This is a genomic window from Pseudomonas sp. RC10-4-2 (assembly GCF_050433085.1).
Lineage (GTDB): Bacteria > Pseudomonadota > Gammaproteobacteria > Pseudomonadales > Pseudomonadaceae > Pseudomonas > Pseudomonas aeruginosa.
This window is the reverse complement of the sequence record NZ_JBNPXX010000001.1, coordinates 1,453,459-1,477,680: the sequence shown is the minus strand read 5'-3', so window position 1 is coordinate 1,477,680 and position 24,222 is coordinate 1,453,459. Positions and strand designations below refer to the sequence as shown.

At 69.6% G+C, this 24,222-nt stretch carries 23 protein-coding genes, 1 pseudogene and 2 riboswitches; of the genes and pseudogenes, 15 read left to right on the top strand and 9 right to left on the bottom strand.

Annotation, left to right across the window (positions count from 1 at the left end):
* Positions 1 to 67: 67 nt before the first annotated feature.
* From FHW81_RS06925 to FHW81_RS06915, 3 genes are read left to right on the top strand one after another with little or no spacing between them, the layout of a single operon-like run.
* Complete coding sequence (locus FHW81_RS06925; RefSeq protein ID WP_023100938.1) at positions 68 to 1,315, top strand: bifunctional cobalt-precorrin-7 (C(5))-methyltransferase/cobalt-precorrin-6B (C(15))-methyltransferase; 1,248 nt, start codon at positions 68 to 70, stop codon at positions 1,313 to 1,315.
* The gene (locus tag FHW81_RS06920) at positions 1,308 to 2,408 is read left to right on the top strand and encodes a cobalt-precorrin-5B (C(1))-methyltransferase (RefSeq protein WP_003114022.1); all 1,101 of its coding nucleotides are present in this window, start codon (positions 1,308 to 1,310) and stop codon (positions 2,406 to 2,408) included. Before FHW81_RS06925 ends, FHW81_RS06920 begins: the two co-directional genes overlap by 8 nt.
* Positions 2,405 to 3,133 (top strand): cobalt-precorrin-6A reductase, encoded by a 729-nt coding sequence (locus FHW81_RS06915; protein WP_003119843.1) that lies wholly within the window; start codon positions 2,405 to 2,407, stop codon positions 3,131 to 3,133. Before FHW81_RS06920 ends, FHW81_RS06915 begins: the two co-directional genes overlap by 4 nt.
* 54 nt (positions 3,134 to 3,187) lie before the next feature.
* On the opposite strand, the gene mntP is transcribed toward FHW81_RS06915, so the two are convergent.
* Positions 3,188 to 3,757: a manganese efflux pump MntP gene (mntP, locus tag FHW81_RS06910; protein WP_003091017.1), complete on the bottom strand. Its 570-nt coding sequence runs from the start codon at positions 3,755 to 3,757 to the stop codon at positions 3,188 to 3,190.
* Positions 3,758 to 3,763: 6 nt separating this feature from the next.
* Positions 3,764 to 3,932: riboswitch (yybP-ykoY riboswitch) on the bottom strand.
* Positions 3,933 to 4,089: 157 nt separating this feature from the next.
* Positions 4,090 to 4,294, top strand: a riboswitch (cobalamin riboswitch).
* 99 nt (positions 4,295 to 4,393) lie between these two features.
* On the opposite strand from mntP, the gene FHW81_RS06905 reads away from it, so the two are divergent.
* Genes FHW81_RS06905 through FHW81_RS06890 form a run of 4 tightly spaced genes read left to right on the top strand, consistent with a single transcriptional unit; the run spans position 4,394 to position 9,372 of the window.
* A complete protein-coding gene (locus FHW81_RS06905) occupies positions 4,394 to 6,550 on the top strand; it encodes a TonB-dependent receptor (protein ID WP_031806069.1) in 2,157 nt (718 codons plus the stop codon).
* A 52-nt stretch (positions 6,551 to 6,602) separates the two neighbouring features.
* The gene (locus tag FHW81_RS06900; protein ID WP_003101422.1) at positions 6,603 to 7,376 is read left to right on the top strand and encodes an ABC transporter ATP-binding protein; all 774 of its coding nucleotides are present in this window, start codon (positions 6,603 to 6,605) and stop codon (positions 7,374 to 7,376) included.
* Positions 7,373 to 8,344: an ABC transporter substrate-binding protein gene (locus tag FHW81_RS06895; RefSeq protein WP_003101423.1), complete on the top strand. Its 972-nt coding sequence runs from the start codon at positions 7,373 to 7,375 to the stop codon at positions 8,342 to 8,344. The genes FHW81_RS06900 and FHW81_RS06895 overlap by 4 nt, the downstream gene beginning before the upstream one ends.
* Positions 8,341 to 9,372, top strand: a complete 1,032-nt coding sequence (locus FHW81_RS06890; RefSeq protein ID WP_003101425.1) for a FecCD family ABC transporter permease — start codon at positions 8,341 to 8,343, stop codon at positions 9,370 to 9,372. Before FHW81_RS06895 ends, FHW81_RS06890 begins: the two co-directional genes overlap by 4 nt.
* Here the strand turns inward: FHW81_RS06890 and FHW81_RS06885 are convergent, their stop codons facing one another.
* The 3 genes from FHW81_RS06885 to FHW81_RS06875 form a co-directional block, all read right to left on the bottom strand.
* On the bottom strand, positions 9,373 to 10,239 hold the full coding sequence (locus tag FHW81_RS06885) for an MBL fold metallo-hydrolase (protein WP_003101427.1): 867 nt from the start codon (positions 10,237 to 10,239) through the stop codon (positions 9,373 to 9,375).
* A 119-nt stretch (positions 10,240 to 10,358) separates the two neighbouring features.
* Positions 10,359 to 10,952, bottom strand: a complete 594-nt coding sequence (locus tag FHW81_RS06880; RefSeq protein WP_023123125.1) for a LysE family translocator — start codon at positions 10,950 to 10,952, stop codon at positions 10,359 to 10,361.
* A gap of 50 nt (positions 10,953 to 11,002) precedes the next feature.
* Positions 11,003 to 11,839 (bottom strand): AraC family transcriptional regulator, encoded by an 837-nt coding sequence (locus FHW81_RS06875; protein ID WP_003091026.1) that lies wholly within the window; start codon positions 11,837 to 11,839, stop codon positions 11,003 to 11,005.
* 210 nt (positions 11,840 to 12,049) lie between these two features.
* Between FHW81_RS06875 and FHW81_RS06870 the strand changes: the two genes are divergently transcribed.
* Positions 12,050 to 12,823, top strand: a complete 774-nt coding sequence (locus FHW81_RS06870) for an SDR family oxidoreductase (protein WP_003101432.1) — start codon at positions 12,050 to 12,052, stop codon at positions 12,821 to 12,823.
* Between the two features lie 50 nt (positions 12,824 to 12,873).
* Positions 12,874 to 13,131 (top strand): hypothetical protein, encoded by a 258-nt coding sequence (locus FHW81_RS06865; protein WP_003101434.1) that lies wholly within the window; start codon positions 12,874 to 12,876, stop codon positions 13,129 to 13,131.
* Positions 13,132 to 13,139: 8 nt separating this feature from the next.
* Here FHW81_RS06865 and FHW81_RS06860 read toward each other — a convergent pair whose 3' ends face one another.
* Both FHW81_RS06860 and FHW81_RS06855 read right to left on the bottom strand, forming a co-directional pair.
* Positions 13,140 to 14,777 carry a methyl-accepting chemotaxis protein gene (locus FHW81_RS06860; RefSeq protein ID WP_003114016.1) on the bottom strand — a complete coding sequence of 546 codons (1,638 nt, stop codon included), beginning with the start codon at positions 14,775 to 14,777 and terminating at the stop codon, positions 13,140 to 13,142.
* 84 nt (positions 14,778 to 14,861) lie between these two features.
* Positions 14,862 to 15,851, bottom strand: coding sequence for a LysR family transcriptional regulator (locus FHW81_RS06855; RefSeq protein WP_003119833.1), 990 nt, complete (start codon positions 15,849 to 15,851; stop codon positions 14,862 to 14,864).
* A gap of 100 nt (positions 15,852 to 15,951) precedes the next feature.
* On the opposite strand from FHW81_RS06855, the gene FHW81_RS06850 reads away from it, so the two are divergent.
* The 5 genes from FHW81_RS06850 to FHW81_RS06830 are packed head-to-tail and all read left to right on the top strand — an operon-like array spanning position 15,952 to position 20,209.
* Positions 15,952 to 17,121 (top strand): M20 aminoacylase family protein, encoded by a 1,170-nt coding sequence (locus FHW81_RS06850; protein WP_003101441.1) that lies wholly within the window; start codon positions 15,952 to 15,954, stop codon positions 17,119 to 17,121.
* A 59-nt stretch (positions 17,122 to 17,180) separates the two neighbouring features.
* The gene (locus tag FHW81_RS06845; protein WP_003114013.1) at positions 17,181 to 17,966 is read left to right on the top strand and encodes an ABC transporter substrate-binding protein; all 786 of its coding nucleotides are present in this window, start codon (positions 17,181 to 17,183) and stop codon (positions 17,964 to 17,966) included.
* Positions 17,967 to 18,021: 55 nt separating this feature from the next.
* Entirely contained in the window at positions 18,022 to 18,711 is a 690-nt protein-coding gene (locus FHW81_RS06840) for an ABC transporter permease (RefSeq protein ID WP_003091034.1), read from the top strand.
* On the top strand, positions 18,708 to 19,421 hold the full coding sequence (locus tag FHW81_RS06835; protein WP_003091035.1) for an ABC transporter permease: 714 nt from the start codon (positions 18,708 to 18,710) through the stop codon (positions 19,419 to 19,421). The genes FHW81_RS06840 and FHW81_RS06835 overlap by 4 nt, the downstream gene beginning before the upstream one ends.
* A 20-nt stretch (positions 19,422 to 19,441) precedes the next feature.
* Positions 19,442 to 20,209: an ABC transporter ATP-binding protein gene (locus tag FHW81_RS06830; protein WP_003091036.1), complete on the top strand. Its 768-nt coding sequence runs from the start codon at positions 19,442 to 19,444 to the stop codon at positions 20,207 to 20,209.
* A gap of 9 nt (positions 20,210 to 20,218) precedes the next feature.
* On the opposite strand, the pseudogene FHW81_RS06825 reads toward FHW81_RS06830, so the two are convergent.
* Positions 20,219 to 20,431 (bottom strand): annotated as a pseudogene (locus FHW81_RS06825) (GNAT family N-acetyltransferase); the annotation flags it as partial.
* A gap of 99 nt (positions 20,432 to 20,530) precedes the next feature.
* On the opposite strand from FHW81_RS06825, the gene FHW81_RS06820 reads away from it, so the two are divergent.
* A complete protein-coding gene (locus FHW81_RS06820) occupies positions 20,531 to 21,862 on the top strand; it encodes an esterase/lipase family protein (RefSeq protein WP_003101445.1) in 1,332 nt (443 codons plus the stop codon).
* Positions 21,863 to 21,917: 55 nt separating this feature from the next.
* On the opposite strand, the gene FHW81_RS06815 is transcribed toward FHW81_RS06820, so the two are convergent.
* Together FHW81_RS06815 and FHW81_RS06810 are read right to left on the bottom strand one after the other, a co-directional pair.
* Positions 21,918 to 23,426, bottom strand: coding sequence for a PA2928 family protein (locus tag FHW81_RS06815; RefSeq protein WP_023123124.1), 1,509 nt, complete (start codon positions 23,424 to 23,426; stop codon positions 21,918 to 21,920).
* A 122-nt stretch (positions 23,427 to 23,548) separates the two neighbouring features.
* Positions 23,549 to 24,163, bottom strand: coding sequence for a LysE family transporter (locus tag FHW81_RS06810; RefSeq protein ID WP_003114008.1), 615 nt, complete (start codon positions 24,161 to 24,163; stop codon positions 23,549 to 23,551).
* Between the last annotated feature and the right edge of the window lie 59 nt (positions 24,164 to 24,222).

Here is a 24,222-nt window from a genome sequence, read left to right as displayed (position 1 = left end):
GGAAAACCCATTCCGTCCGGAAGCCGTCGCGGGCCCTTCACAGACGCATTTCAGGAGTATCGGAACCGTGTCATCGGCAGACTCGACGCCGCCCTGGCTGACCCTGGTGGGCATCGGCGAGGACGGTTATCCCGGCCTCGGCAAGCAGGCCCGGCGTGCCCTGCTGCAAGCCAGCCGGATCGTCGGCGCGGCGCGCCAGCTGGAACTGCTGCCGCCGTGCATCGGCGGCGCCCGCGAAACCTGGCCGACGCCGTTCTCCCTGGAACCATTGCTGGCCCGGCGCGGCCAGCCGACCTGCGTGCTGGCCAGCGGCGACCCGATGCTGTTCGGCGTCGGCGCCAGTCTCGCCCGGCAACTGCCGGCGACCGAACTGCGAGTCCTGCCGGCGCCCTCCTCCCTCTCGCTGGCCGCCGCCCGCCTCGGCTGGGCCCTGCAGGAAGTCGCCTGCCTGTCACTGGTGGCGCGTCCGCTGGCGGCGCTGCAGGCACAGGTCCACGACGGCCGGCGCCTGCTGGTCCTCAGCAACGACGGCGACAGCCCGGCCGCCATCGCCCGCCTGTTGAACGCCCGTGGCTTCGGCGCCAGTCGCCTGAGCGTGCTGGAACACCTCGGCGGGCCGCTCGAGCGCCGTCTCGACGGCCTCGCCGGCGACTGGTCGCTGCCGCGCGCCGCCGATCTCAACCTGGTGGCGGTGGAATGCCGCGCCGGCACCGGCGCCGTGCGCCTGCCGCTGACCCCGGGCCTGGCCGACGAAGCCTATCGCCACGACGGCCAGCTGACCAAGCGCGACGTCCGCGCCGTGACCCTGGCGCGCCTGGCGCCCTGCCCCGGCGAGCTGCTCTGGGACGTCGGCGCCGGCTGCGGCTCCATCGGCATCGAATGGATGCGCGCGCACCCCAGTTGCCGGGCGATCGCCATCGAAGCCAACGACGAGCGCCAGGAACATATCCGCCACAACCGCGACGCCCTCGGCGTACCGACCCTGCACCTGGTCGCCGGCAGCGCCCCGGAGGCGCTGCTGGAACTGCCCGAGCCGGACGCCATCTTCATCGGCGGCGGAGTCACCGCCGAGGGCGTGCTGGAAACCTGCTGGGAGCGCCTGCGGCCCGGCGGCCGCCTGCTCGCCAACGCGGTCACCCTGCAGAGCGAACGGGTGCTGCTCGACTGGCAGCAACGCCTGGGTGGCGACCTCACCCGCCTCGGCGTCGCCCACGCGCGACCGCTGGGCGGTTTCGACACCTGGCGCCAGGCCTTGCCGATCACCCTGCTGGAATTGCGCAAGCCCGCCGCCAGGAAGCCTCCCCGCGATGCGTGAGGAAACCCCCGAGCAGCCCGCGCCGTTGCGCAGTGGCTACACCACCGGCAGTTGCGCCACCGCCACCAGCCTGGCGGCGGCGCGCCTGCTGCTGGGCGGCACGATCAGCGACGCGGTGCAGATCGTCCTGCCCAAGGGCCAGCAGGTGCTGATGCGCCTGGAATTCTGCCGCGCCTGGGAAAACGGCGCGGAAGCCGGCACCCTCAAGGATGCCGGCGACGATCCCGACGTCACCCATGGCGCCCTGGTGTTCGCCCGGGTGCGCCTGAGCGCCGAGCCTGGCGTGCGCTTCCATGCCGGCCCCGGGGTCGGTACGGTGACCCGCCCGGGGCTGACCCTGGCGGTCGGCGAGCCGGCGATCAATCCGGTGCCGCGACAGATGATCGAACGCCACCTCGCCCAGCTCGCCGCCGAACGGGGCTACGCCGGCGGCTTCGAGGTCGCCATCGGCGTGGAGGGCGGCGCCGAGCTGGCGCTGAAGACCATGAACCCGCGCCTGGGCATCCTCGGCGGGCTGTCGATCCTCGGCACCAGCGGCATCGTCCGGCCGTTCTCCTGCTCGGCCTATATCGCCTCGATCCATCAGGGCATCGATGTCGCTCGCGCCAACGGCGTCCGTCACATCGCCGCCTGTACCGGCAACGCCAGCGAGGACGCCATGCGCCGGCGCTATGCGCTGCCGGAGATCGCCCTGATCGAGATGGGCGACTTCGCCGGCGCGGTGCTCAAGCACCTGCGCAGGGCGCCGGTGGAAAAGCTCAGCCTGTGCGGCGGCTTCGGCAAGATCAGCAAGCTCGCCGGCGGCCACCTCGACCTGCACAGCCGCCATTCCAGCATCGACCTGCCGCAATTGGCCGGCTGGGCCGCCGCGCTCGGTGCCAGCACCGCGCTACAGGACAGCATGCGCGCCGCCAACACCAGCCAGCAGGCGCTGGCCCAGGCACACGCCGAAGGCGTGGCCCTGGGCGATGCGGTCTGCGCCCACGCCCTGCGCTTCGCCCGCGGCATCGTGCCCACCGAGGTGGCGCTGGAAGTCTTCGCCATCGACCGCCAGGGCAACCTGGTCGGCCAGGCCTGCGAGGAGCGCCGATGAAGCGCCTGTTGCTGCTCGGCGGGATCGGTGAGGCCCTGGCCCTCGCCCGCCGGCTCGGTCCGGCGCATCTCTACAGCCTCGCCGGGCTGGGCAAGGTGCCCGGCGACCTGGCCTGCCGGGTCCGGGTCGGCGGCTACGGCGGCGCCGAAGGGCTGGCGGCGTTCATCGACGAGCAGGGCTTCGACCTGCTGGTGGACGCCACCCACCCCTACGCCGCACGGATCAGCCGGAACGCCGTGCGCGCCGCGCGACTGGCCGGAGTGCCCTGCTGGGCGCTGCGCCGGCCCGGCTGGCAGGCCGGGCCCGGCGACGACTGGCGCGAGGTAGCCGACTGGCGCGAGCTGATCGCCGCCCTCGCACCCTTCCGCCGTCCGCTGTTCACCCTCGGCCGCGAACCGCTGGAGCATCTCGGCCAGGTCCCGCCGCACCAGCACTGGACCGTGCGCTGCCTGCAAGGCCAGCCGGCCGCGCCGCGCGCCGAGGTGATCGGCGCGCGCGGGCCGTTCAGCCTGGATGGCGAACGGGCGTTGTTCGAGCGCCTCGCCTGCGACGTGCTGGTGAGCAAGAACAGCGGTAGCCAGGCCACCGAGCCGAAGCTCCAGGTGGCGCGGGAAATGGGCCTGCCGGTGCTGGTCCTGGCGCGTCCGGCGCTGCCGCCGGCGGACCGCGAGTTCGCCGACGGCGAGGCGCTGCTGACGGCGATCCGCGATTGGGAAAGCGCCTGAAGCGAACGCCCACCCACTCGCTGCGACCTGTCCCGCCTCCGTCTCCGGCGCCGCTCACGCCGCGCTGAGATGCTCGTAGAGAATGGTCGCGCCGACCAGGATCAGCACCACCCCGCCGACCATCTCCGCGCGCTTGCCGGTCACCGCGCCGAGCGCCCGGCCGAGCATGGTGCCGAGGGTGACCATGGTCATGGTGGCCAGGCCGATGGCACCGGCGGCGAGGAAGATGTTGACGTCGACGAAGGCCAGGCCGACGCCCACCGCCAGCGCGTCGATGCTGGTGGCCAGCGCCGTCACCGCGAGAATCCAGAACGAATGCTGGCCGGGCTTTTCCTGTTCCGTCGCATGATCCGCGCGCAGGCCGTTGTGGATCATGTGCAGGCCGAGCAGCACCAGCAGGACGAAGGCGATCCAGTGATCCCAGTCGGCGACGAACTGGCTGGCGGCCTGGCCAAGCAGCCAGCCGACCAGAGGGGTGATGGCCTCGATCACGCCGAAGATTATCCCGGTGCGCAGCGCCTCCGACAGGCGCGGCCGATCCAGGCTGGAGCCCTTGCCGATGGCCGCGGCGAAGGCATCGGTGGACATGGCGAAGGCGAGGAAGATCAGGGAAACGGGATTCACGCGGATACTCCAGCCGGGCATGAGTCAACGACATGACCCCGCGGCCCGGCTTCGGCGCAGGAATGTCGTTGGTCTCACCAATCCGGTTGGATGCGCTGGCCATGGCAGGTTGCCAAGAATGTTGACCAGCGCGCCGTCAACGGGTGACGGCAGGCTACTCCCCAAGGAAGGCCGGCAGCATAGCAGACCGGCGTGAAGAAAATGTGATGACCCGGGAAGCTGCGCCAGGGCGTGGGGTCCGGCGAAGAAAGACTGCACAAGCGAATTGTTATAGTATAACATTTTATTCAATCCAGATCGTTCAAGGCTTGACTGGAAACGGTGCGGATGTTCCCATCCGGCCCGTTCCAGGTGCCTCCTGCCGCCGCGCAGGAGGTGAAACGGGAAGCCGGTGCGTCACTTCGGTGATCAGTCCGGCGCTGCCCCCGCAACGGTAAGCGAGCGAAATCCTCTTCAGGCCACTGTGCTCCGGCATGGGAAGGCGAGGATTTCACGACCCTCGCAAGCCCGGAGACCGGCCTGCAACGCCCTGTTGGCACACCCGCGGTGGGCGGGAGCGAGCCGGTTGTTCGAGGCGCTGTCGCGCCTGCGATTTCCTGCGCGTTCCGTCCTGCCCGGTCATGAGATGGAACGCCCATGCCCCGCTTCAGCCGTTTGCGCACCGAGCCTTTCGCCCTCGGCCTCTCCACCAGCCTGCTGCTGGTACCGCCCGCCCTCGCCGAAACCGAGGAAGCCGCCCTCGCCCTGCCCAGCCAGTTGGTCAGCGTTCGCCAGGACCCCGCCGAACTCGACCACATCGACCTCGCCACGCCGGTCAGTGCCGGTTCGCGCCTGGGCCTCAGCGCCCTGGACACCCCGGCGAGCACCAGCAGCATCAGCGGCGAGGAAGTTCGCCGGCGCAACAACCCCAGCGTCCAGGCCGCCGTTACCCGCAGCCCCGGCATCAGCTTCATCGGCACCCCCGGAGATGGCGGTACCGGCCTCTCGGCGCGCGGCTTCAGCGGCCACGCATCGGTGATGCAACTGTTCGACGGCACGCGCCTGTACACCGGCATGGGCACGGTGAACTTCCCCAGCGATCCGTGGATGGTCGAGCGCATCGACGTGATCCGCGGCCCGGCCTCGGTGCTGTACGGCGAAGGCGCCACCGGCGCGGTGATCAACGTGGTGCCGAAGAAGCCTTTCGCCGGCGAGATCCGCAACCACCTGCGCCTCGGCTACGGCTCCTACGACAACCGCCAGTTGGCCCTGGACAGCGGCGGCTCGCTGACCGACAGCCTCAGCTACCGGCTCAACCTGAACCAGCAGCAGAGCCACGGCTGGATCGACCGTGGCGACTCGCGCAACCTGGGCATCAGCGCGGCGCTGCGCTGGCAGGCCAGCGACGATCTGGCCTTCACCCTCGCCCACGACTATGGCGACCAGGAGCCGATGAACGACTTCGGCACCCCGCTGGTCGGCGGCAAGTACCACAAGCGCCTGCGCGAGAAGAACTACAACGTGCGCAACGACGTGCAGCGCTACAACGACCAGTGGACCCGCCTGACCAGCGACTGGAGCCTTTCCGACAGCGTCACCGCGAGCAACCAGCTGTACTACATCAAGGCCCGCCGTCACTGGCGCAACGCCGAAACCTACGAATGGGACGTCCCGCGCGAAGAGCTGTTGCGCAGGGACTACCTGCGCATCAGCCACGAGCAGGAGCAGATCGGCGACCGCCAGACCTTCGCCTTCCAGCACGCCCTGTTCGGCCTCGACAGCCGCACCCTGGTCGGCGCCGAGTACAACCGCATCCGCTTCCGCCTGAGCAACAACTCGCCCTATACCGATGTCGGCGGCGACTACATCGACCCCTGGCATCCCGCGCCCGGCTACTTCGAAAGCCGCTCGCCCTACCGGCCGCACTCGCGCAGCCAGACCCGCACCTTCGCCCTGTTCGCCGAGAACCGCCTGCAGCTCAACGAGCGCCTGTCGCTGGTGACCGGGGTGCGCCGCGACCAGAACCATATCGACCGCGACGACCTGCGCGCCGGCACCCGCAGCGACCGCAGCCTGCAGGGCGGCAACTGGCGCGCCGGGCTGGTCTTCGCGCTGACCCCGGAACTGTCGCTGTACGGCCAGTACTCCACCAGCGAGGACGGCGTGAGCAACCTGATCACCCTCAACGCGGCCCAGCAGCAGATGGACCTGACCCACTCGAAGCAGACCGAGGTCGGCCTCAAGCAGCTGTTCCCGGACGGTCGCGGCGAATGGACCCTGGCCGCCTACCATATCGTCAAGAAGAAGCTGCTCAGCGCCAACCCGCTGCCGCCGCACGACGCGCAGCAGGTCGGCCAGCAGAGTTCGGACGGCCTGGAGGCCAGCCTGGAACTGAACCTGGCCCAGGACTGGCGGCTGTCGGCGAACGCCGCGCTGGTGCGTGCCGAATACGACGACTTCGACGAAACGATCGACGGGCAGACCTACTCGCGCAACGGCAATCGCCCCAGGAACGTGCCACGGCGCACCGCCAACCTCTGGCTGGACAAGTCCTTCGCCGAGACCCTGCGCGTCGGCGCCGGGCTGCGCTACGTCGACCGGCGCTACGCCGACGCCGCCAACCAGGCCAGCCTGCCCGGCTACACGGTGGTCGACGCCAACCTGGGCTGGCGGGTACGGCCGGACCTGACCCTCGGCCTTGAGCTGTACAACCTGTTCGACCGCCAGTACGCCCTGGCTGACAACAACAACGGCCAGCAATGGATCATGGGCCAGCCGCGCTCGTTCAACGTCACCGCCGACTTCAGTTTCTGAAGCCGGCGCCGCGGCAATCGTCTCTGCTGAACCACCGGACCTGCGAGTAGCCATGTCGTCCCTTCACCTCGATGCCCTGCACTGGTCGCCCGACGCCTCCACCGAGTTGCTGCGCGGCGTGCATCTGGAAGTCCCGGCCGGCAGTTTCGTCGGCCTGATCGGCCCCAACGGCAGCGGCAAGACCAGCCTGCTGCGCTGCGCCTTCCGCTATGCGCGACCGCAGCGCGGCCGGGTGGTGCTCGACGGCGACGACCTCTGGCGCCAGCCGCCGCGCTGGGCCGCCCGGCGTATCGCGGTGGTGTTGCAGGAGTTCCCCGAGGACTTCGGCCTTGCCGTCGAGGACGTGGTCGCCATGGGCCGCACGCCGCACAAGGGCCTGTTCGACGGCCACGGCGCGGACGACCGCCAGCGGGTCCGCCAGGCGCTGCTCCAGGTCGGTCTCGAAGGGCGTGCCGCGAGCCCCTTCGCCAGCCTCTCCGGTGGCGAGAAGCAGCGCGCCCTGCTGGCTCGCGCGCTGGTTCAGGAGCCGCGCCTGCTGATCCTCGACGAACCGACCAACCACCTCGACCCGCGCTACCAGCTGGAGCTTCTGCGCCTGCTGCGCAGCCTCGGCCTGAGCACCCTGGCGAGCTTCCATGACCTCAATCTGGCGGCGGCCTTCTGCGACCGCCTCTACGTGCTCGACGGCGGCCGCATCGTCGCCCAGGGCACGCCGACCGAGGTGCTCGACGCCGACCTGCTGTGGCGGGTATTCGGCGTCCGCGCCCTGGTCGACCGCCACCCCCTCGCCGACCACCCGCGCCTGACCTGGATTACCCAAGCATGAAGCACCCGATCCTGCACCACCTGCTGCTCGGCGCCCTGCTCGCCTGCGCCGATGCCGCGCTGGCCGAGCGCTACCCGCTCAGCGTGCGCAGCTGCGAGCGCGAAGTGACGTTCGAGCGCGCGCCGTCGCGCGCAGTCAGCCACGACATCAACCTCACCGAGATGATGGTCGCCCTCGGTCTGCAAACGCGCATGGTCGGCTATACCGGCATCAGCGGCTGGTGGAAGAATGCCGATCCCGGATTGATCGCCGCGCTCAAGCCGCTGCCCGAGCTGGTGGCGCGCTACCCCACGGCGGAAACCCTGCTCGATGTCGACGCCGACTTCTTCTTCGCCGGTTGGGGCTACGGCATGCGCGTCGGCGGCGACCTCACTCCGGCCAGCCTGGAGCCGCTGGGGGTGAAGGTCTACGAGCTGAGCGAATCCTGCGCGCAGATCGGCGAGCCGCGCCGCGCCAGCCTCGACGAGCTGTACCGCGACCTGCGCAACCTGGGGCGGATCTTCGACGTCGAACCGCGCGCCGAGCGCCTGGTCGCCAGCCTCCAGGCACGCATCGAGCGCGCCCGCGCCGGCATCCCGGCGAACGCCGAGGCGCCGCGGGTGTTCCTCTACGACAGCGGCGAGGACCGCCCCTTCACCTCTGGCCGCCTGGGCATGCCGCAGGCGCTGATCGAGGCCGCCGGCGGCCGCAGCGTGACCGACGACGTGGCGGCCAGTTGGACCCAGGTCAACTGGGAAAGCGTGGTCGCCCGCGATCCGCAGGTCATCGTCATCGTCGACTACGGCGAGACCAGCGCCGCGCAGAAGCAGCGCTTCCTCGAAGAGAACCCGGCGCTGCGCAGCCTGACCGCGATCCGCGAGCGACGCTTCATCGTCCTGCCCTATAACCAGGCCACGCCGGGCATCGGCAACGCCGCGGCGATAGAAACCCTGGTCGCCGGCCTCCACCCTCGGGCGCCACGTCCATGACCCTGTTCCGCAGCCCTCGCGCCTATTGCCTGTTGCTGGGCAGCCTGGTCATGTTGCTCGGCCTGTCCTGCGTGGTCGCCCTCGGCTTCGGTCCGGCGCGACTGGACAGCGGCCTGGTCGGCCGCATCGTCCTCCAGCGCCTGTTCGGCGTGGCGGCGGAGCCCGGTGCCTGGAGCGCCGGCCAGGAGCACATCGTCTGGCTGATCCGCGCCCCACGGGTACTGCTCGGCGCCTGCGTCGGCGCCGGCCTGGCGCTGGTGGGAGCGGCCCTGCAGGCGGTCACGCGCAATCCGCTGGCCGATCCGCACCTGCTCGGCGCCACCTCCGGCGCGACCCTCGGCGCGGTGTTGGTGGTGCTCTACATCGGCGAGGTGATCGGCCTGCTGACCCTGCCGCTGGCGGCCTTCCTCGGCGCCCTCGGCAGCATGCTGCTGGTGCTCGGCGTGGCCAGTCGCGGCGGCCGCCTGGGCAGCGACCGGCTGTTGCTGGCGGGGGTCGCGGTGTCGTTCGTGCTCCTGGCGCTGGCCAACCTGCTGCTGTTCCTCGGCGACCACCGCGCCGCCTCCTCTGTGCTGTTCTGGATGCTCGGCGGCCTCGGCCTGGCGCGCTGGTCGTTGATCTGGCTGCCGGCGCTGTGCGTGGCCGGCGGCCTGCTGGTACTGCTCGGGCTGGGCCGTGCGCTGAACGCGCTGATGGCCGGCGAACAGACCGCCGTGACCCTCGGCCTGGACGCCCGTCGCGTACGCCTGTGGGTCTTCGTCTGCTGCTCGCTGCTGACCGGCGTGCTGGTCTCGGTGAGCGGCGCCATCGGCTTCGTCGGTCTCATGCTGCCGCACGCCGCGCGCCTGCTGGTGGGTGCCGAGCACCGCCGACTGCTGCCGGTGTGCGCCCTGCTCGGCGCGCTGTTCCTGGTCTGGATGGATGTCGCCGCGCGCACCCTGATCGCCCCCCAGGACCTGCCCATCGGCATCGCCACCGCGGCCATCGGCGGGCTGTTCTTCATTCTCCTGCTGCGTCGCCGCAGCTGATCAGAACAGATCCAGCGGGATCTTCAGGTAACGCACCCCGTTGCCTTCCACCGGCGGCAGGTTGCCGCCGCGCATGTTGACCTGGATCGCCGGCAGCATCAGGGTCGGCATGCCGAGGGTGGCATCGCGCTGCTGGCGCATGGCGACGAACGCCTCCTCGTCGACGCCTTCGCGGACGTGCACGTTGTGCCGGCGCTGCTCGCCGACGCTGGTTTCGCAGCGGTGCTCGTCGCGGCCGGGAGCCGTGTAGTCGTGGCACATGAACAGGCGGGTCGCGTCGGGTAGCGCGAACAGGCGCTGGATCGAGCGATACAGCTGGCGCGCGTCGCCGCCGGGGAAATCGCAGCGGGCGGTGCCGTAGTCGGGCATGAACAGGGTATCGCCGACGAAGGCGCTGTCGCCGACCAGGTAGGTCATGCACGCCGGGGTATGCCCCGGGGTATGCAGCGCGCGGCATTCCAGGGCGCCGATGCGGAACGACTCGCCGTCCTCGAACAGGTGCTCGAACTGGCGGCCGTCCACCGGGAACGCCTCGCCGAGGTTGAACAGGCCGGAGAATTTCGCCTGGACCTGGGTGATTCGCGCGCCGATGGCCAGGCACCCGCCCAGTTCGCGCTGCAGGAAGATGGCCGCCGACAGGTGGTCGGCGTGCACGTGGGTCTCCAGCAGCCATTCCACCTGCAGGTCGTGCTGGCGAACATGGGCGATCAGGCGTTCGGCGCTGGCATGGCTGGTGCGCCCGGCGGCCGGGTCGTAGTCGAGCACCGGGTCGACGATGGCGCAGGCGCGGCTGGACGGGTCGCGCACCACGTAGCTGTAGGTGGAGGTGGCCGGGTCGAAGAAGGCAGTGATGTCGGGTTTCAACATGGAGGTTCCTTGCGCGGCGTGCTGACGGCGACCGCGCCATGGCTACGGATCGTCCCACCATAGCCAACCCGGGCCCGGCGTACCAACCCACAGGTTTGTCAGGAAGCTACCGGACCGCCTCAGAGCAGCAGGGCGGCCCAGGCCGATGCCAGCAACAACAGCGCCATGCCTTCGTTGAAGCGTTTCATCAGCGACGGCGAGCGCAGCAGCCGCGCGCTGCCGACGCCGAGCAAGGCCCAACTGGCCAGGCACGGCAGCGAAACCAGGAAGAACAGCAATGCCAGCAGGCCGATCCGCCCGGCCTGTCCGGCGCCTTCCCCGGCGAACAGTGCCAGCGCGGCGAGGGCCATCATCCAGGCCTTGGGATTGACCAGTTGCAACGCCGCGCCGCCGAGCACGCCGAGGCGCCGCGGCGGCTCCGCGCCGTCGATGCCGCCCGCGCTGCGGAACAGGCTCCAGGCCAGGTAGCTGAGCCAGCCGACGCCGAGCCAGGCGAGCCCCTGCTGGAGCAGCGGATGGCGTCGCAGCAACTCGCCCAGGCCGAGCCCGAGCAGCAGGATCAGCGCCGCCACCGCCGCGCAGGCGCCGAGCACGATCGGCCAGGCGGCGGCCAGGCCGTGGCGCTGGCTGTTGCTCAGGACCAGGATGTTGGTCGGTCCGGGGGTGATCGAGGCGACGACGGCGAACAGCAGGAAGGGCACGAGGGATTGCATGGACGGGCTCCTGTGGCGGGGGAGCCTTCATCCTGGCGACGCGCCGGGCCTCAGTCTGGAAGCTGGGTGCACTGCCGGCGGTAGGCCGCCGGGGTCATCCCGTAGGCGCGCCGGAACCAGCGGCCGAGATGGCTCTGGTCGGCGAAACCGAGGGCGCTGGCGAGGTCCGCCGGTTGCCCGCCGACAGCGAGCATCTGCCGCGCCTTGGCCAGGCGCAACTGGACCAGGTAGGCGTAGGGTGGCAAGCCGTAGGCGGCCTTGAATGCACGGTTCAGGCGGAAGCGGTCGGTGCCGCAGGCGCTGGCCAGCTCGTCCAGGCCGATGTCCTGGTAGAAGTGCGCATGCAGGTAGTCGCGGGCTTTCTGCGCCACCAGCGGCAGGCGCGGATCGAATGGCTTCGCCTCGCGCCAGCCGAGGTGCACGCGCAGCCGCTCCAGCACCAGCTCCAGGGCGGTCTGCCGCAGCAGTCGCAGCTCGCGGCCATGCAGGACGCGGAAGGCCTGGGCGATGGCCAGGGTCAGGCGCGGGTCTTCGGTGAGGTTGGCGTGGAAGCCGGGGTCGCGGTCGCTGGGCGCATCGTCGAAGGTCGCCCGCAGTTCGCGCCGCAGCCAGTCCGGCTGCAGGTACAGCATCGAGTAGGTGAAGCCGCCGGCGATCGGCGCGCGACCGTCGTGGATCTCCCCCGGTTCGACCAGGAATACCTGGCCGGCGGTGCTGTCGTGTCGGCGTCGGCGGCAGTTGAATTGCTGCACGCCGATCTCGGTGTAGCCGATCAGGTAGCTGTCGTGCCAGTGCGGATCGTAGGCGTGGCCCTCGAAATGGGCGCGCAGGGTCTCGATCCCGGTCTCGGCGTCGCGGGCCAGGTCGATCCAGTCTCGGCTCCCCATCGTGCGTCAGGTCTTCCCACTCGTTGGTTTCGTCGCCGCGACTATAACGCGCCCGTCCCGGGGTTCTAGAAGATTCGTGCAGGCGGCTGCGCTCCTCCGGAGGCGGGAATTGATCGGCGTTTCTGGACAATCTATCCAGGCCGCCGCGATTACTCCGCAAGGCCGCCCTCCCTAGACTGGGTTCTCCACTCACCGCAGGAGAAACACCCCATGGTCGACCACTCCATCAAAGGCAAGACCGTCCTCATCACCGGCGGCGCCAAGAACCTGGGCGGGCTGATCGCCCGTGATCTCGCCGCCCACGGCGCGAAGGCGATCGCCATCCACTACAACAGCGCCGCGAGCAAGGCCGATGCCGACGCCACCGTCGCCGCGCTGCAGGCAGCCGGAGCCAAGGCGGTAGCGCTGCAGGGCGATCTCACCAGCGCCGCGGCCATGGAAAAGCTGTTCGCCGACGCCATCGCCGCGGTGGGCAAGCCGGACATCGCCATCAACACCGTCGGCAAGGTGCTGAAGAAACCCATCACCGAGATCAGCGAGACCGAATACGACGAGATGAGCGCGGTCAATTCCAAGTCTGCGTTCTTCTTCCTGCGCGAAGCCGGCAAGCACGTCAACGACAACGGCAAGATCTGCACCCTGGTGACCTCCCTGCTTGGCGCCTATACCCCGTACTACGCCGCCTATGCCGGCACCAAGGCGCCGGTGGAGCACTTCACCCGTGCCGCTTCCAAGGAGTTCGGCGCGCGCGGCATCTCGGTCACCGCGGTCGGCCCGGGCCCCATGGACACGCCCTTCTTCTACCCCGCCGAAGGTGCCGATGCGGTGGACTACCTGAAGAACGCCGCGGCCTTGTCGCCGTTCTCCAAAACCGGCCTGACCGACATCGACGACGTGGTGCCGTTCATCCGCCACCTGGTCAGCGAAGGCTGGTGGATCACCGGCCAGACCATCCTCATCAACGGCGGCTTCTCCACCAAGTGAGCCACGCAGCGGCCGCCACGGCGGTCGCTGCCTGCCTGCGGAAACCCTTCATGCACGTGACCCTGGTAATCGCCGGCGGCATCGTCCTGCTCGGCCTGTTCCTGCTCTTCGGCAAACTCTGGGATGCCGGGCCGGCGCTCGCTGCCGGCCTGTTCCTGCCGACCTGGCTGGCCGTCGCGCTGGTCAACCTGTGGGTCGGCGTCCAGCACGCCGGCTACGGCTTGCGCGAAGAACTGCCGATCCTGCTGCTGGTCTTCCTGGTCCCGGCGGCACTGGCAGGCGTGGCGATCTGGCTGGCGCCGCGCTAGGCGGCGCTTCAGACGCGGAAACGGCCGACCAGCCGCGCCAGTTCCGAGGACAGCTCGGACAGCCGGCGGCTGGCCCCGGTACCCTGCTCCGAATGTTCCGCCGCCTGGGCGGAAAGCTCGCGCACCTCGCTGATGTTGCGGGCGATTTCGTCGATCACCCGGCTCTGCTCCTCGCAGGCCGAGGCGATCTGCGCGGCGAGGTCGTTGATCCGCCCCACCGCGTCGCCGGTGGCGGCCAGCACGCCGTCGACCCCGGCGGCGCGCTCGACGCTGTCGCGCGCCTTGAGGCTGCCCGACTGCATGGCCCGCACGGCGTTCTGCACCCCGGCCTGGAGGCGCTCGATGCGCGCCTGGATGTCCTTGGTCGAATCCTGGGTGCGCGCCGCCAGCGCCCGCACCTCGTCGGCCACCACGGCGAAACCGCGACCCTGCTCGCCGGCCCGCGCGGCTTCGATGGCGGCGTTGAGGGCGAGCAGGTTGGTCTGTTCGGCGATGCCCTTGATCACCGTCAGCACCGCGTCGATGCTGGCGGTTTCCTGGGCCAGTTGCTGGATGCTCTCGGAACTGCTCTCCACTTCCTGCGCCAACTGGCGGATCACCTCGATGGTCGCTTCCACCACGTTGGCGCCCTCGCGCGCCTGCCGGCGGGCGTCATCGGCCACCTGCGCGGCGCTCTGGGCATTGCGCGCCACCTCGTGGACGGCGCTGCTCATCTGCGTCGCGGCGGTGCTGACCTGGTCCACCGATGCGTGCTCGCTGTTGATCAGACGATCGTTGGCGGCGGTCATGCCGGCCAGCGAACCGGCGGAATCGGCGACCTCGCCGGTGACCCGGCCGACCTCGCGGATCAGCGGCTGCAACTTGTCGAGGAAGGCGTTGAAGGCGCTGCCGAGGCGGCCGGGTTCGTCGCGCGAAGTGACCTCCAGGCGCACGCGCAGGTCGCCATCGCCGTTGGCGATCTCTTCCAGGCGTTGCAGCAGACGCTGCAACGGACGGGTCACCAGGCCGGGGAACACCAGCACCAGCGACAGGCACACCAGCAGGCCGAACGCCACCAGCGCCACCTGCTGCCAGCGGTGGCGCTCGCCCAGCGCGGAGGACGCCTCGCCGTCGGCGGCCGCGGCCGCCTCTTCCATCTCGTCGAGCTGGTTGATCACCTCGCGCATCGCCCCGAACTGGCGATCGCTGTCACCGTAGCTGAGCTGCGCCGCGGCGCTCGGATCGCTGGCCGCCAGGCTCAGCACCCGCGCCGAGGTCGCGCTCCAGAGGGCATAGCCGCGCTCGAACTCGGCGACCTTGGCCAGTTCCGCCTCGCCCGGCTGCATCGCCGCGTACTGGCGCACCCGATCCAGGGCCTGCTGCAGGTTTTCCGCGTGATCGTTCCTCAGGCCGGCGATCTGCTCGGCGCTCAGGTGGCCCTCGAGCAGGCTGCGCTCGGCGACGAAGGCCTGGTAGAGATCGCGGTCGGCGTTGAGCAGCAGGGCGATGCCGGGGAGAAAACGCTTGCCCAGGCGCTGGTTGGATTCGTTCAGCTGGGCGATGCCATGCACGCCGAGCGCGCCCACCAGCAGCAGAAGCACCGCCAGCAGGAGGATCGGCAGAGCGATTTTCCTGCGGAACGACAGGTTAGCGAACCATTGCAGCATGCCGGCATCCTCGCTCGTGGCTTTCCAGGCTATCGGTCGCAGCACGACCGATCTTGAGCGACCGTACGTCCGTGCCAGTAGGAATCAGACTAGCAGGCGCAGGGTTTCGAACAGGCGCCGGTCATCCTTCTTCGCCGAGCGGGCGTGGCGGCGGATCACCTGCAGCAGGCACTCGACGAAACATTGCGCCGGATTGCTGAGGGCTCCGCCGCGCCGGGTGATGATGCCCAGCCGTCGTGGCTCGAAGGTTTCCCGCAGCGCCAGCGGCACCACCCGGCCGAGCAACGGCGGGGCGGCGCCGATGATCGCCGGCACCCAGGTGCACATGTCGGCCTGCTCCACCAGGGTCTGCAGGATCGCCACGGAGTGCGCGCGGACGATGCGCCGCTCGTCGATCAAGGCACCGTGGCGCCAGAACAGCTCGCGCATCAGGGCGTCGTGGCCGTCGCCGGTGTAGTTCAACGCCCAGTCCTGTTCCAGCAGCTCGTGGATCGAGCCGCAACCCGCCAGCGGATGCCCCTGGCGGACCAGCACCGCGGTGTCGTAGTCGAGCAGCTTCTCGCAGGCGAATTCCTGGGCCGCCTGGGCGCCGTGCAGCGGGCCGATGGCGAAATCCATGCTGCCGTCGCGAAGCAATGGCTGGGCCACCGCCATCAGGCTTTCGAAAAGCTCCAGGCGCACCTCCGGCATGCGCTCGCGGAACGCCTGCACCGCCTCCGAGAGGAAGGTCAGCGCCACCCAAGGCGTCACCCCGATGCACAGCCGGCCGCTGGCCTGGCCACGCAGGTGGTCGAGTTCGACCTGCGCGTGCTCCAGTTGCTTGAGCACCAGCCGGGCGTGGATCAGCAGCGCCTTGCCGTATTCGGTGAAGGTCAGGCCGCTGGGCGTGCGGACGAACAGCGGCAGATGCTGTTCGGTTTCCAGTTCGCGCAGCGCGCGGGTCACGGCCGCCTGGGAAATCCCCAGGACGCGGGCGGCGGCGCGGATGCCGCCGGCGTCGGCACTGGCGACCAGGGCTTGCAACTGGTGGAGTTTCACGGGCTTACCGAGGTGACAACGAAAGGTTGTCATCATAGCCAAAGCGAGCCTCCCCGCCAGTCCCCCGCTTGCCTACCATCGGCTTCGACAACGCCCCGCCGCCCACCGGTCGGAGCCCTTGAGGAGAACAAGAAGAATGACCGAGCCTGCCGTCCTGCCCGCCATCGCGGCGCTGCGGGAAGAGATGGTTACCTTGCGCCGCCATATCCATGCCCACCCGGAGTTGGGTTTCGAGGAACGGCGAACCGCCGCGCTGGTCGCCGAATGCCTGGAGGCCTGGGGCTACCAGGTCAGCCGTGGGGTGGGTCGCACCGGCGTGGTCGGCACCCTGTGCCGCGGCGAGGGCCCAGCGCTGGGCCTGCGCGCCGACATGGACGCGCTGCCGATCCAGGAAGCCACCGGCCTGCCCTACGCCAGCCAGGTGGACGGCGTGATGCACGCCTGCGGCCACGACGGCCATACCGCGATGCTCCTCGCCGCGGCCAGGCACCTGGTCGAGTCGCCGCGCTGGCGCGGCACCCTGCAACTGATCTTCCAGCCTGCCGAAGAGGGCCTCGGCGGTGCCCGCGCGATGCTCGACGACGGGCTGCTGGAGCGCTTCCCCTGCGACGCCATCTTCGCCATGCACAACGTCCCGGGATACCCCGTCGGCCACCTCGGCTTCCATCCCGGCCCCTTCATGGCCTCGGCCGATACCGTGGTCATCCGCGTGATCGGCAGCGGCGGCCACGGCGCGGTGCCGCAGCGCACCGTCGACCCGGTGGTGGTCTGCTCCGCCATCGTGCTGGCCTTGCAGAGCATCGTCTCGCGCAACGTCGACCCGCAGGACACCGCGATCGTCAGCGTCGGCGCGATCCATGCCGGGACGGTCTCCAACGTGATCCCGGCCAGCGCCGAAATGATCCTCAGCGTCCGGGCCCTGACCGCGGAAACCCGTGCCCTGCTGGAGCGCCGCATCGGCGAACTGGCCCGCGGCCAGGCCGCCAGCTTCGGCGCGCGGGCGGAGGTCGACTACCGGCATTGCCATCCGGTGCTGGTCAACCATCCCGGGCAGACCGCGTTCGCCCGCGAGGTGGCCCGCGACTGGCTGGGCGAGGAATGCCTGATCGACGGACTGCGGCCGTTCACCGCCAGCGAGGATTTCGCCTTCATCCTCGAACGCTGTCCCGGCAGTTACCTGGTGATCGGCAATGGCCAGGGCGAGAGCGGCTGCCAGTTGCACAACCCCGGCTACGACTTCAACGACGACTGCCTGGCCGTCGGCGCCAGCTACTGGGTGCGACTGGCCGAGCGCTTCCTGGCCTGAGCCAGGGTTTTCAACGGGCGCGCGGCCTGGCGCGCGCGGATCGACAGAGGACAACCACAATGACAAGAACCCTCGGCAGCATCGCCCTCTCCCTCCTCCTCGCCGCACCGGCCGGCGCCGCCGACTGGACCGGCAAGGTCCTGCGCCTGGGCGTCGACCCGACCTACCCGCCGCTCGAATACAAGCAGCCGGACGGCCGCCTGGCAGGCTTCGGCATCGAGATCGGCGAAGCCCTCTGCGCGGAGCTGCGAGCCCGCTGCGAATGGGTCGAAAGCAACTGGGACGGCATCATCCCGGCGCTGCTGTCGCGCAAGATCGACGCCATCGTCTCGTCGATGACCATCACGCCGAAACGCGCACAGCACATCGCCTTCACCGACCGCGTCTCCAACGCGCCGAGCCGCCTGGTGGTACGCCGTGGCTCGGCGCTCCTGCCCGACGCCGAGAGCCTGCGCGGCAAGCGCGTGGGGGTCGGCCAGGGCTCCAACCAGGAGGCCTACGCCAAGGCCGAATGGGCCGCCAAGGGGGTGCGGGTCGTCTCCTACCAGAACCAGGACCAGGTCTACGCCGACCTCGTCATGGGCCGCCTCGACGCCTCGCTGCAAGGCGCGGTGCAGGCCAGCTACGGCTTCCTCGACAAGCCGGTCGGCAAGGATTTCGAACTGGCCGGAGCGGTGCTGGACGACCCTCGCTACTTCGGGGTCGGCGACGGCATCGGCCTGCGCAAGGAGGACGTGGCGCTGCGCGAGGACCTGAACAAGGCGCTGGCGACGATCCGCGCCAACGGAACCTACGCGCGAATCAACGCCCGCTACTTCGACTTCGACCTCTACGGCACGCCCTGAACGGCGTCCGGCCGCTTTTCACCTCGACCGACAACAACAAGCAATGGAGAGTGAAATGTTCCTCGACGGCTTCGGCCCGCAGATACTCGCCGGTACCCTGGTGACCCTGAAACTGGCGCTGGGCTCCCTGCTCGGCGCCGTGCTCATCGGGCTCCTCGGCGCCAGCGCCAAGCTCGCCGCCAACCGCCCGCTGCGCGCCCTGGCCAGCGGCTATACAACGCTGATCCGCAGCGTCCCCGACCTGGTCATCATGCTGTTGCTGTTCTTCAGCCTGCAGATCCTCCTCAACCGCGTCACCGACGCCCTCGGCATCGGCCAGGTCGACATCGACCCGTTCGCCGCCGGCTGCGTCACCTTGGCGTTCATCTATGGCGCCTACTTCACGGAAACCTTCCGCGGCGCCTTCCAGGCGGTCCCGGCCGGCCAGGTCGAAGCCGCGCAAGCCTACGGCATGGGGCGCTGGCGAGTGTTCCGCCGGGTACTCCTGCCGCAGATGCTGCGCTACGCCCTGCCGGGCATCGGCAACAACTGGCAGGTGCTGGTCAAGTCCACCGCGCTGGTCTCGATCATCGGTCTCGGCGACCTGGTCAAGGCCACCCAGGACGCCGGCAAGGGCACCCTGCAGTTCTTCCACTTCACCCTGGTCTGCGGGCTGATCTACCTGGCCATCACCGCAATCTCCAACGCCGCGTTGCTGTGGCTGGAGCGGCGCAGCTCGCTGGGCGTCAGGAGGCCGCTGCCATGAACGCGGTACTCGACGAATACTGGCAGGCCTACCTGTGGACCGACGGCCTGCAACTGACCGGACTGGCGATGACCCTGTGGCTGCTGATCCTCGCCGTGGCGCTTGGCTTCCTGCTGGCCATCCCGCTGGCGGTGGCGCGGACCTGCGGCAACCCGCTGCTGCGCTACCCGGTCTGGCTCTACACCTACGTGTTCCGCGGCACCCCGCTGTACATCCAGTTGCTGTTCTTCTACACCGGCGTCTACAGCCTGAATGCCATACGCGCCCAGGACTTTCTCAACGCGTTCTTCCGCGACGGCTTCAACTGCACGGTGCTGGCCTTCGTCCTCAACACCTGCGCCTACATGACGGAAATCTTCGCCGGCGCGATCAGGAACACGCCCCACGGCGAAGTGGAAGCGGCGCGCGCCTACGGCATGGGCGGCTTCACCCTCTACCGGCGCATCGTCCTGCCCTCGGCGCTGCGCCGGGCACTGCCGTACTTCAGCAACGAAGTGATCCTGATGCTGCATTCCACCTCGGTGGCGTTCACCGCCACAGTGCCGGACCTGCTCAAGGTGGCCCGCGACGTCAATTCCGCCACCTATGCGCCGTTCCTGTCCTTCGGCATCGCCGGCGCGCTCTACGCCGGCACCGCCTTCCTGCTGATCTGGCTGTTCCGCCGCGGCGAGCTGCGCTGGCTGGCCTACCTCAGACCGCAAACCCACTGACCTCTCCCGGAGACACGCGCATGTACAGCCTGCAGGTCGAAGACATCCACAAGCGCTACGGCAGCCATGAGGTGCTCAGGGGCGTTTCGCTCAGGGCCGGCAAGGGAGACGTGATCAGCATCATCGGCTCCTCCGGCTCGGGCAAGAGCACCTTCCTGCGCTGCGTCAACTTCCTGGAAAAGCCCTGTGCCGGGCGCATCCGCGTCGGCGACGAGGAACTGCGCACCCGTCCCGGCGCCCTGGGCGAGCTGCGCGCCGCCGATCCCAGGCAGTTGCAGAGGATCCGCAGCCGGCTGGCGATGGTCTTCCAGCATTTCAACCTGTGGAGCCACCTGACGGTGCTGGAGAACGTGGTCGAGTGCCCGGTCAACGTCCTGAGAATGAACCGCGACGACGCCGTGGCCCGCGCGCGCCACTACCTGGCCAAGGTCGGCCTGGCGGAGAAGGTCGAACGGCAGTATCCCTGCGAACTCTCCGGCGGCCAGCAACAGCGCGTGGCGATCGCCCGCGCCCTGGCCATGGAGCCGCAGGTGATGCTGTTCGACGAACCGACCTCGGCGCTCGATCCGGAACTGGTCGGCGAAGTGCTGAAAGTCATGCAGCAGTTGGCCGAGGAAGGTCGCACCATGGTCCTGGTCACCCACGAGATGGCCTTCGCCCGCCAGGTTTCCAGCCATGTGATCTTCCTCCACCAGGGCGTGATCGAAGAGCAAGGGACGCCGGACCAGGTGTTCGGCGCGCCGCGCAGCGAGCGCCTGCGCCAGTTCCTCGCCGGCAACCTGAAATGAGTCCGGGGCTCAGCGCGACGGCGCGAGGAAACGCACGAAGACCAGCTCCGGATCACCTTCGTCGAGGTTGTCGATCACCCCGCTCGGCTGGAATCCCTCGCGCTCCAGCAGGCGCCGCATCGGCAGGTTGGAGCGGTTGCAGGAAGTGAACAGGCGGTCGCCGCGACAGTCGTCCCGCGCCTGCCGCAGCAACGCGCTGGCGATGCCGCGCCGGCGGCAGTCGGGGGCGACCGCCGCATCCTAGACGTTTTCACAGGTCAGGGCACGTCGCCGCGGCGCATGATCTATAGTCGCCCGGATCAGCCCCAGAGGATGCCGGACATGCCCCGTTCGATCGTCATCGTCCACGGCTGGAGCGACGATTCGAAGTCGTTCCGCCGCCTCGCCGAGCAGCTGGAAGCCTGGTTCGGCAGCGCGCCGACGCAGATCCGCCTCGCCGACTGGATCTCCCTGCAGGACGACGTCACCTACGCCGACCTCGCCGCCGCCCTGGATCGCGCCTGGACCGCCCAGGGGCTGTCGCGGGCACCGCGCACGGTTGACGTGGTGGTGCACAGCACCGGCGCCCTGGTGCTGCGCGACTGGCTGACCCGCCACTTCGACCCCGCCAGCGCGCCGGTCAAGCGCTTCCTGATGCTCGCCCCGGCCAACTTCGGCTCGCCGCTGGCGCACAAGGGACGCTCCTTCATCGGTCGCGTACTGAAAGGCTGGAACCGCTTCGTCGGGCAGACCGGCACCCAGGTGCTGAAGGGACTGGAGCTGGGCTCGCCGTACTCCTGGCAACTCGCCGAGCGCGACCTGTTCGGCGCCGAGGCCTGGTACGGCGCCGGCCGCCTGCTCGCCACGGTGCTGGTGGGCAATGCCGGCTACAGCGGCGTCGAAGCCATCGCCAACGAAGCCGGCGGCGACGGCACGGTGCGGATCGCCACGGCGAACCTCAACGCCTGCCGCCTGAGCCTCGAACTGGATGTCCGCCAGCGCGCCAGGCCCGGCTGGCGCCTGGAAGAATCGCGCGGCGAGATCGCCTTCGCCATCGTCGACGGCGAGAACCACGCCAGCGTGGCGCTGAAGGACCGCGGACCGAAGAACCCGCATACCCTGGAGCTGATCCGCGCCGCGCTGGAGGTCGAGGACGCCGATTACCGGAGCAGCGGCGCAAGCTTCCCCTGGCAGCGCCGCATCGATCAGCTCGACCCCGGCATCGAGCGCCGCTCGCCGCGCTACCTGAACCTGGTCAGCCACGTCTGCGACGACCTCGACCAGGAGGTGCGCGACTACTTCATCCAGTTCTTCCGCAAGCTGAACAGCGACCGGCGTTTCGAACAGCGCTTCTACGAGCAGGTCATCGCCGACGTCCATCCCTACGAGGACAACCCCGCCTACCGCTCGCTGTACCTGTCGATCGAGTCCCTCGACGACCTGCTCGCCGGCTTCGCCGTGGACACCCTGTCGCTCAGCGTGTCGGCCCAGCCGCCGTTCGATCCGCCGCGCCAGCCGGTCGGCTATACCGCGGTGGGCCCCGGCGACAGCGAAGGCCTGGCAATTCCGCTGGCGCAGGTGCCGCGCTTCCTCGCAGCCCACCGCACCCTGCTGCTGCGCATCCGCCTGACGCGCCTGGTGGACAGCGGCGTATTCGTCTTCAGGAACCCCTGAATCGGCGCCCGGCCCCCCGCCCCGCTGGGCAGACACCCAGGCTGGGCGCAGGCGATCACGGTTGGCCTTCGGGCCACTCGACCCGCTGCAATGGCGCGCCGCCGCGCCCGAGGCGATGGACGATGCCGCTGCCCCGGCGCAGATCGACCCGCACCAACCGCCCGCCTTCCTCTCCACGGCCGCTGAGAAGCAGGTTGTGGGCATCCAGGCGGAACAGCCGCTCGGGACGCTCGATGGGCAGCTCCAGGGTCCAGAGCAAGCTGCCGTCGCCAGACACCGAGCTGAGCAGCAGCTCGCTACGCTCGGCCAGGCTGCGCCGGTGCAGCACCAGCCAGTTGCCGTCGACTCGCCAGGGACGGCGCGCCAACCTGGAATCGCCGCCCGGCAGCGCCGAGGCATAGCGACGGTACAACGCCTCCTCGCGCGTCTGCTCGTCGCGCCGGCGACGGTACTCGGCATCCGCCGCCGCCTCCAGGTCGGCGACCCGTTCCCGCCAGGCATCGTGCGCGGCGATCCAGCGTCGCCGTTCCTGGCGGTAGGCGTCACGCGCCGCAAGGAACGCACGGGTACTGGGAAAACGCTCCACGCGCTCGTCGAACTCTTCCGGCGGCTGCGGCTCGGACGGCAGCGACGGATGCTGACGCTGCCGCTCGGACGGTCGATCGAGCAGCCGCTGCGGCTCTTCGGCAGCGGATGGATCGGGCAGCAGGCCAGCCTGCAGGAAGGCCGCGTCGAGCAGCGGACGCAGTCGATTCTCCGCCGGCGACCGCCAATCCAGGGTGCCCAGTGACAGGCGCTGGCGTCGCGCCCGTTGGTTCGCTGCCGGCAGCGCCTCGCCACGCTCCAGCGCTCGGGCCTCGTGATCGCTGGCGAGGATCAGCAGGCGTCCGTCGGGCAGGCGCGTCAGGCCCGGCGCCTGCCAGTCGATCCCGGCATTCGCCGGCGGCGGCGGGTCGCCGTGGAAATACCGCGCGGCATCGACTTCCGGAGCTTCGCGCAGGGCCAGGCTGTCGCCGTCGAGGAACCAGACGCGGCCGTCCAGCGCGAGCATCAGCAATCCGCCCCGGCCTTCGTCGTAGCGATAGGCGTCCTTCCCCCAGGGCGCCGACTTCAACGGCAGGCCGCCAGTGCGCCGCTCCAGCTCGTCGAACGCCAGCGCAGGGGCGGCGGCGCGCCGGTCGAGTACGTAGAGTTCGTTGCGCAGGAAGAACAGGTAGCGCGACGACTGGCCCAGCAGTTCGCCGGAACCCCAGTCGTCGCCGCGCTCGTTGTCGGCATCCAGGCGCATGCTCCAGCGCAGGCTGCCGTCCTCCAGGTCGACCACCTGGGCATAGCTGCGGCTGCTGCCGTGTACCACGCCGTTGTCCACTTCGTTGGCGCGATAGTCGTCGAGGGTGAACGCCAGGTAGGAATGGCCCTGTTCCTCGAAGACCAGTTGCGGCCCGCTGAACCCGGCCTCGTCGTACTGGCCGAGAATGAAATGGATGGCCACCGGCAAACCGACCAGCAGGCCCAGGCCGAGTACCGCCCAGAGGACGGCGAAAAGCGTCGCTCCCTTCTTCATGCAACTCCCATGCGTCCCGCGATCCTGGGACCGTCCCTCAACTGGCGACGGCATGAACGGCGCATTCTAGGGAGCCGCCGGCCTCGCTTCAAAGGCGGCAAGCGGCCATCAGTGGTCCATGCTCATGGGCTTTTCGCCCCCAGCAGGACGCCGAAACCAACCAGCAGGGCGCCGAAGAACTGGTCGATGCGCCGGCGGAAACGCAGGAGCCGGCCGCGCACCGCCGGGCTCGAGAGAAAGCAGGCGACCAGGCCGAACCAGGCCACGTGGGCGAGCGCGATGAAGGCCCCGTAGCCCAGTTGCGCCGGCAACGCGGTATGCGGATCGATCACCTGCATGAACAGGCTGACCACGAACAGGCAGGTCTTCGGATTGAGCGCATTGGTCAGGAAGCCGCTGCGCAACATCGCCCAGGACGAAACCCCGGCGCCGCCCGCCGCCTCCTCCGCCACCGAGTCCTCTCGCGCCAGCAGCATGCGCAGGCCGAGGAACACCAGGTAGGCGGCGCCCGCCAGCTTCAGCGCGGTGAACAGCGCCAGCGACTCGCGCACCAGCACGCCGACGCCGAGGATGCTGTAGCCGACATGTACCGTTACCCCCGCGCCGATGCCCAGCGCGGTGAGCAGGCCGGCGCGGCGGGAATACAGCAGGCTGTTGCGCGAGACCATGGCGAAATCGGCGCCGGGGCTGATCACCGCAAGCACAGTGATGGTCAGGAAAGCTAGCAACTCTGTCATGCCTGGAAGGCTCCAAGGTAGAATGGACGACACAATCTACCGGTCTCCAGCGCCGAGCG

Coding starts and splice junctions, on each gene's coding strand:
- FHW81_RS06870 (WP_003101432.1), top strand. CDS start 12,050: ATGGTCGACCACTCCATCAAAGGCAAGACCGTCCTCATCACCGGCGGC.
- FHW81_RS06835 (WP_003091035.1), top strand. CDS start 18,708: ATGAACGCGGTACTCGACGAATACTGGCAGGCCTACCTGTGGACCGAC.
- FHW81_RS06860 (WP_003114016.1), bottom strand. CDS start 14,777: ATGCTGCAATGGTTCGCTAACCTGTCGTTCCGCAGGAAAATCGCTCTG.
- FHW81_RS06810 (WP_003114008.1), bottom strand. CDS start 24,163: ATGACAGAGTTGCTAGCTTTCCTGACCATCACTGTGCTTGCGGTGATC.
- FHW81_RS06815 (WP_023123124.1), bottom strand. CDS start 23,426: ATGAAGAAGGGAGCGACGCTTTTCGCCGTCCTCTGGGCGGTACTCGGC.
- FHW81_RS06845 (WP_003114013.1), top strand. CDS start 17,181: ATGACAAGAACCCTCGGCAGCATCGCCCTCTCCCTCCTCCTCGCCGCA.
- FHW81_RS06915 (WP_003119843.1), top strand. CDS start 2,405: ATGAAGCGCCTGTTGCTGCTCGGCGGGATCGGTGAGGCCCTGGCCCTC.
- FHW81_RS06840 (WP_003091034.1), top strand. CDS start 18,022: ATGTTCCTCGACGGCTTCGGCCCGCAGATACTCGCCGGTACCCTGGTG.
- FHW81_RS06885 (WP_003101427.1), bottom strand. CDS start 10,239: ATGTTGAAACCCGACATCACTGCCTTCTTCGACCCGGCCACCTCCACC.
- FHW81_RS06875 (WP_003091026.1), bottom strand. CDS start 11,839: ATGGGGAGCCGAGACTGGATCGACCTGGCCCGCGACGCCGAGACCGGG.
- FHW81_RS06880 (WP_023123125.1), bottom strand. CDS start 10,952: ATGCAATCCCTCGTGCCCTTCCTGCTGTTCGCCGTCGTCGCCTCGATC.
- FHW81_RS06920 (WP_003114022.1), top strand. CDS start 1,308: ATGCGTGAGGAAACCCCCGAGCAGCCCGCGCCGTTGCGCAGTGGCTAC.
- FHW81_RS06830 (WP_003091036.1), top strand. CDS start 19,442: ATGTACAGCCTGCAGGTCGAAGACATCCACAAGCGCTACGGCAGCCAT.
- FHW81_RS06900 (WP_003101422.1), top strand. CDS start 6,603: ATGTCGTCCCTTCACCTCGATGCCCTGCACTGGTCGCCCGACGCCTCC.
- FHW81_RS06855 (WP_003119833.1), bottom strand. CDS start 15,851: ATGATGACAACCTTTCGTTGTCACCTCGGTAAGCCCGTGAAACTCCAC.
- FHW81_RS06890 (WP_003101425.1), top strand. CDS start 8,341: ATGACCCTGTTCCGCAGCCCTCGCGCCTATTGCCTGTTGCTGGGCAGC.
- FHW81_RS06905 (WP_031806069.1), top strand. CDS start 4,394: ATGCCCCGCTTCAGCCGTTTGCGCACCGAGCCTTTCGCCCTCGGCCTC.
- FHW81_RS06820 (WP_003101445.1), top strand. CDS start 20,531: ATGCCCCGTTCGATCGTCATCGTCCACGGCTGGAGCGACGATTCGAAG.
- FHW81_RS06895 (WP_003101423.1), top strand. CDS start 7,373: ATGAAGCACCCGATCCTGCACCACCTGCTGCTCGGCGCCCTGCTCGCC.
- FHW81_RS06850 (WP_003101441.1), top strand. CDS start 15,952: ATGACCGAGCCTGCCGTCCTGCCCGCCATCGCGGCGCTGCGGGAAGAG.
- FHW81_RS06865 (WP_003101434.1), top strand. CDS start 12,874: ATGCACGTGACCCTGGTAATCGCCGGCGGCATCGTCCTGCTCGGCCTG.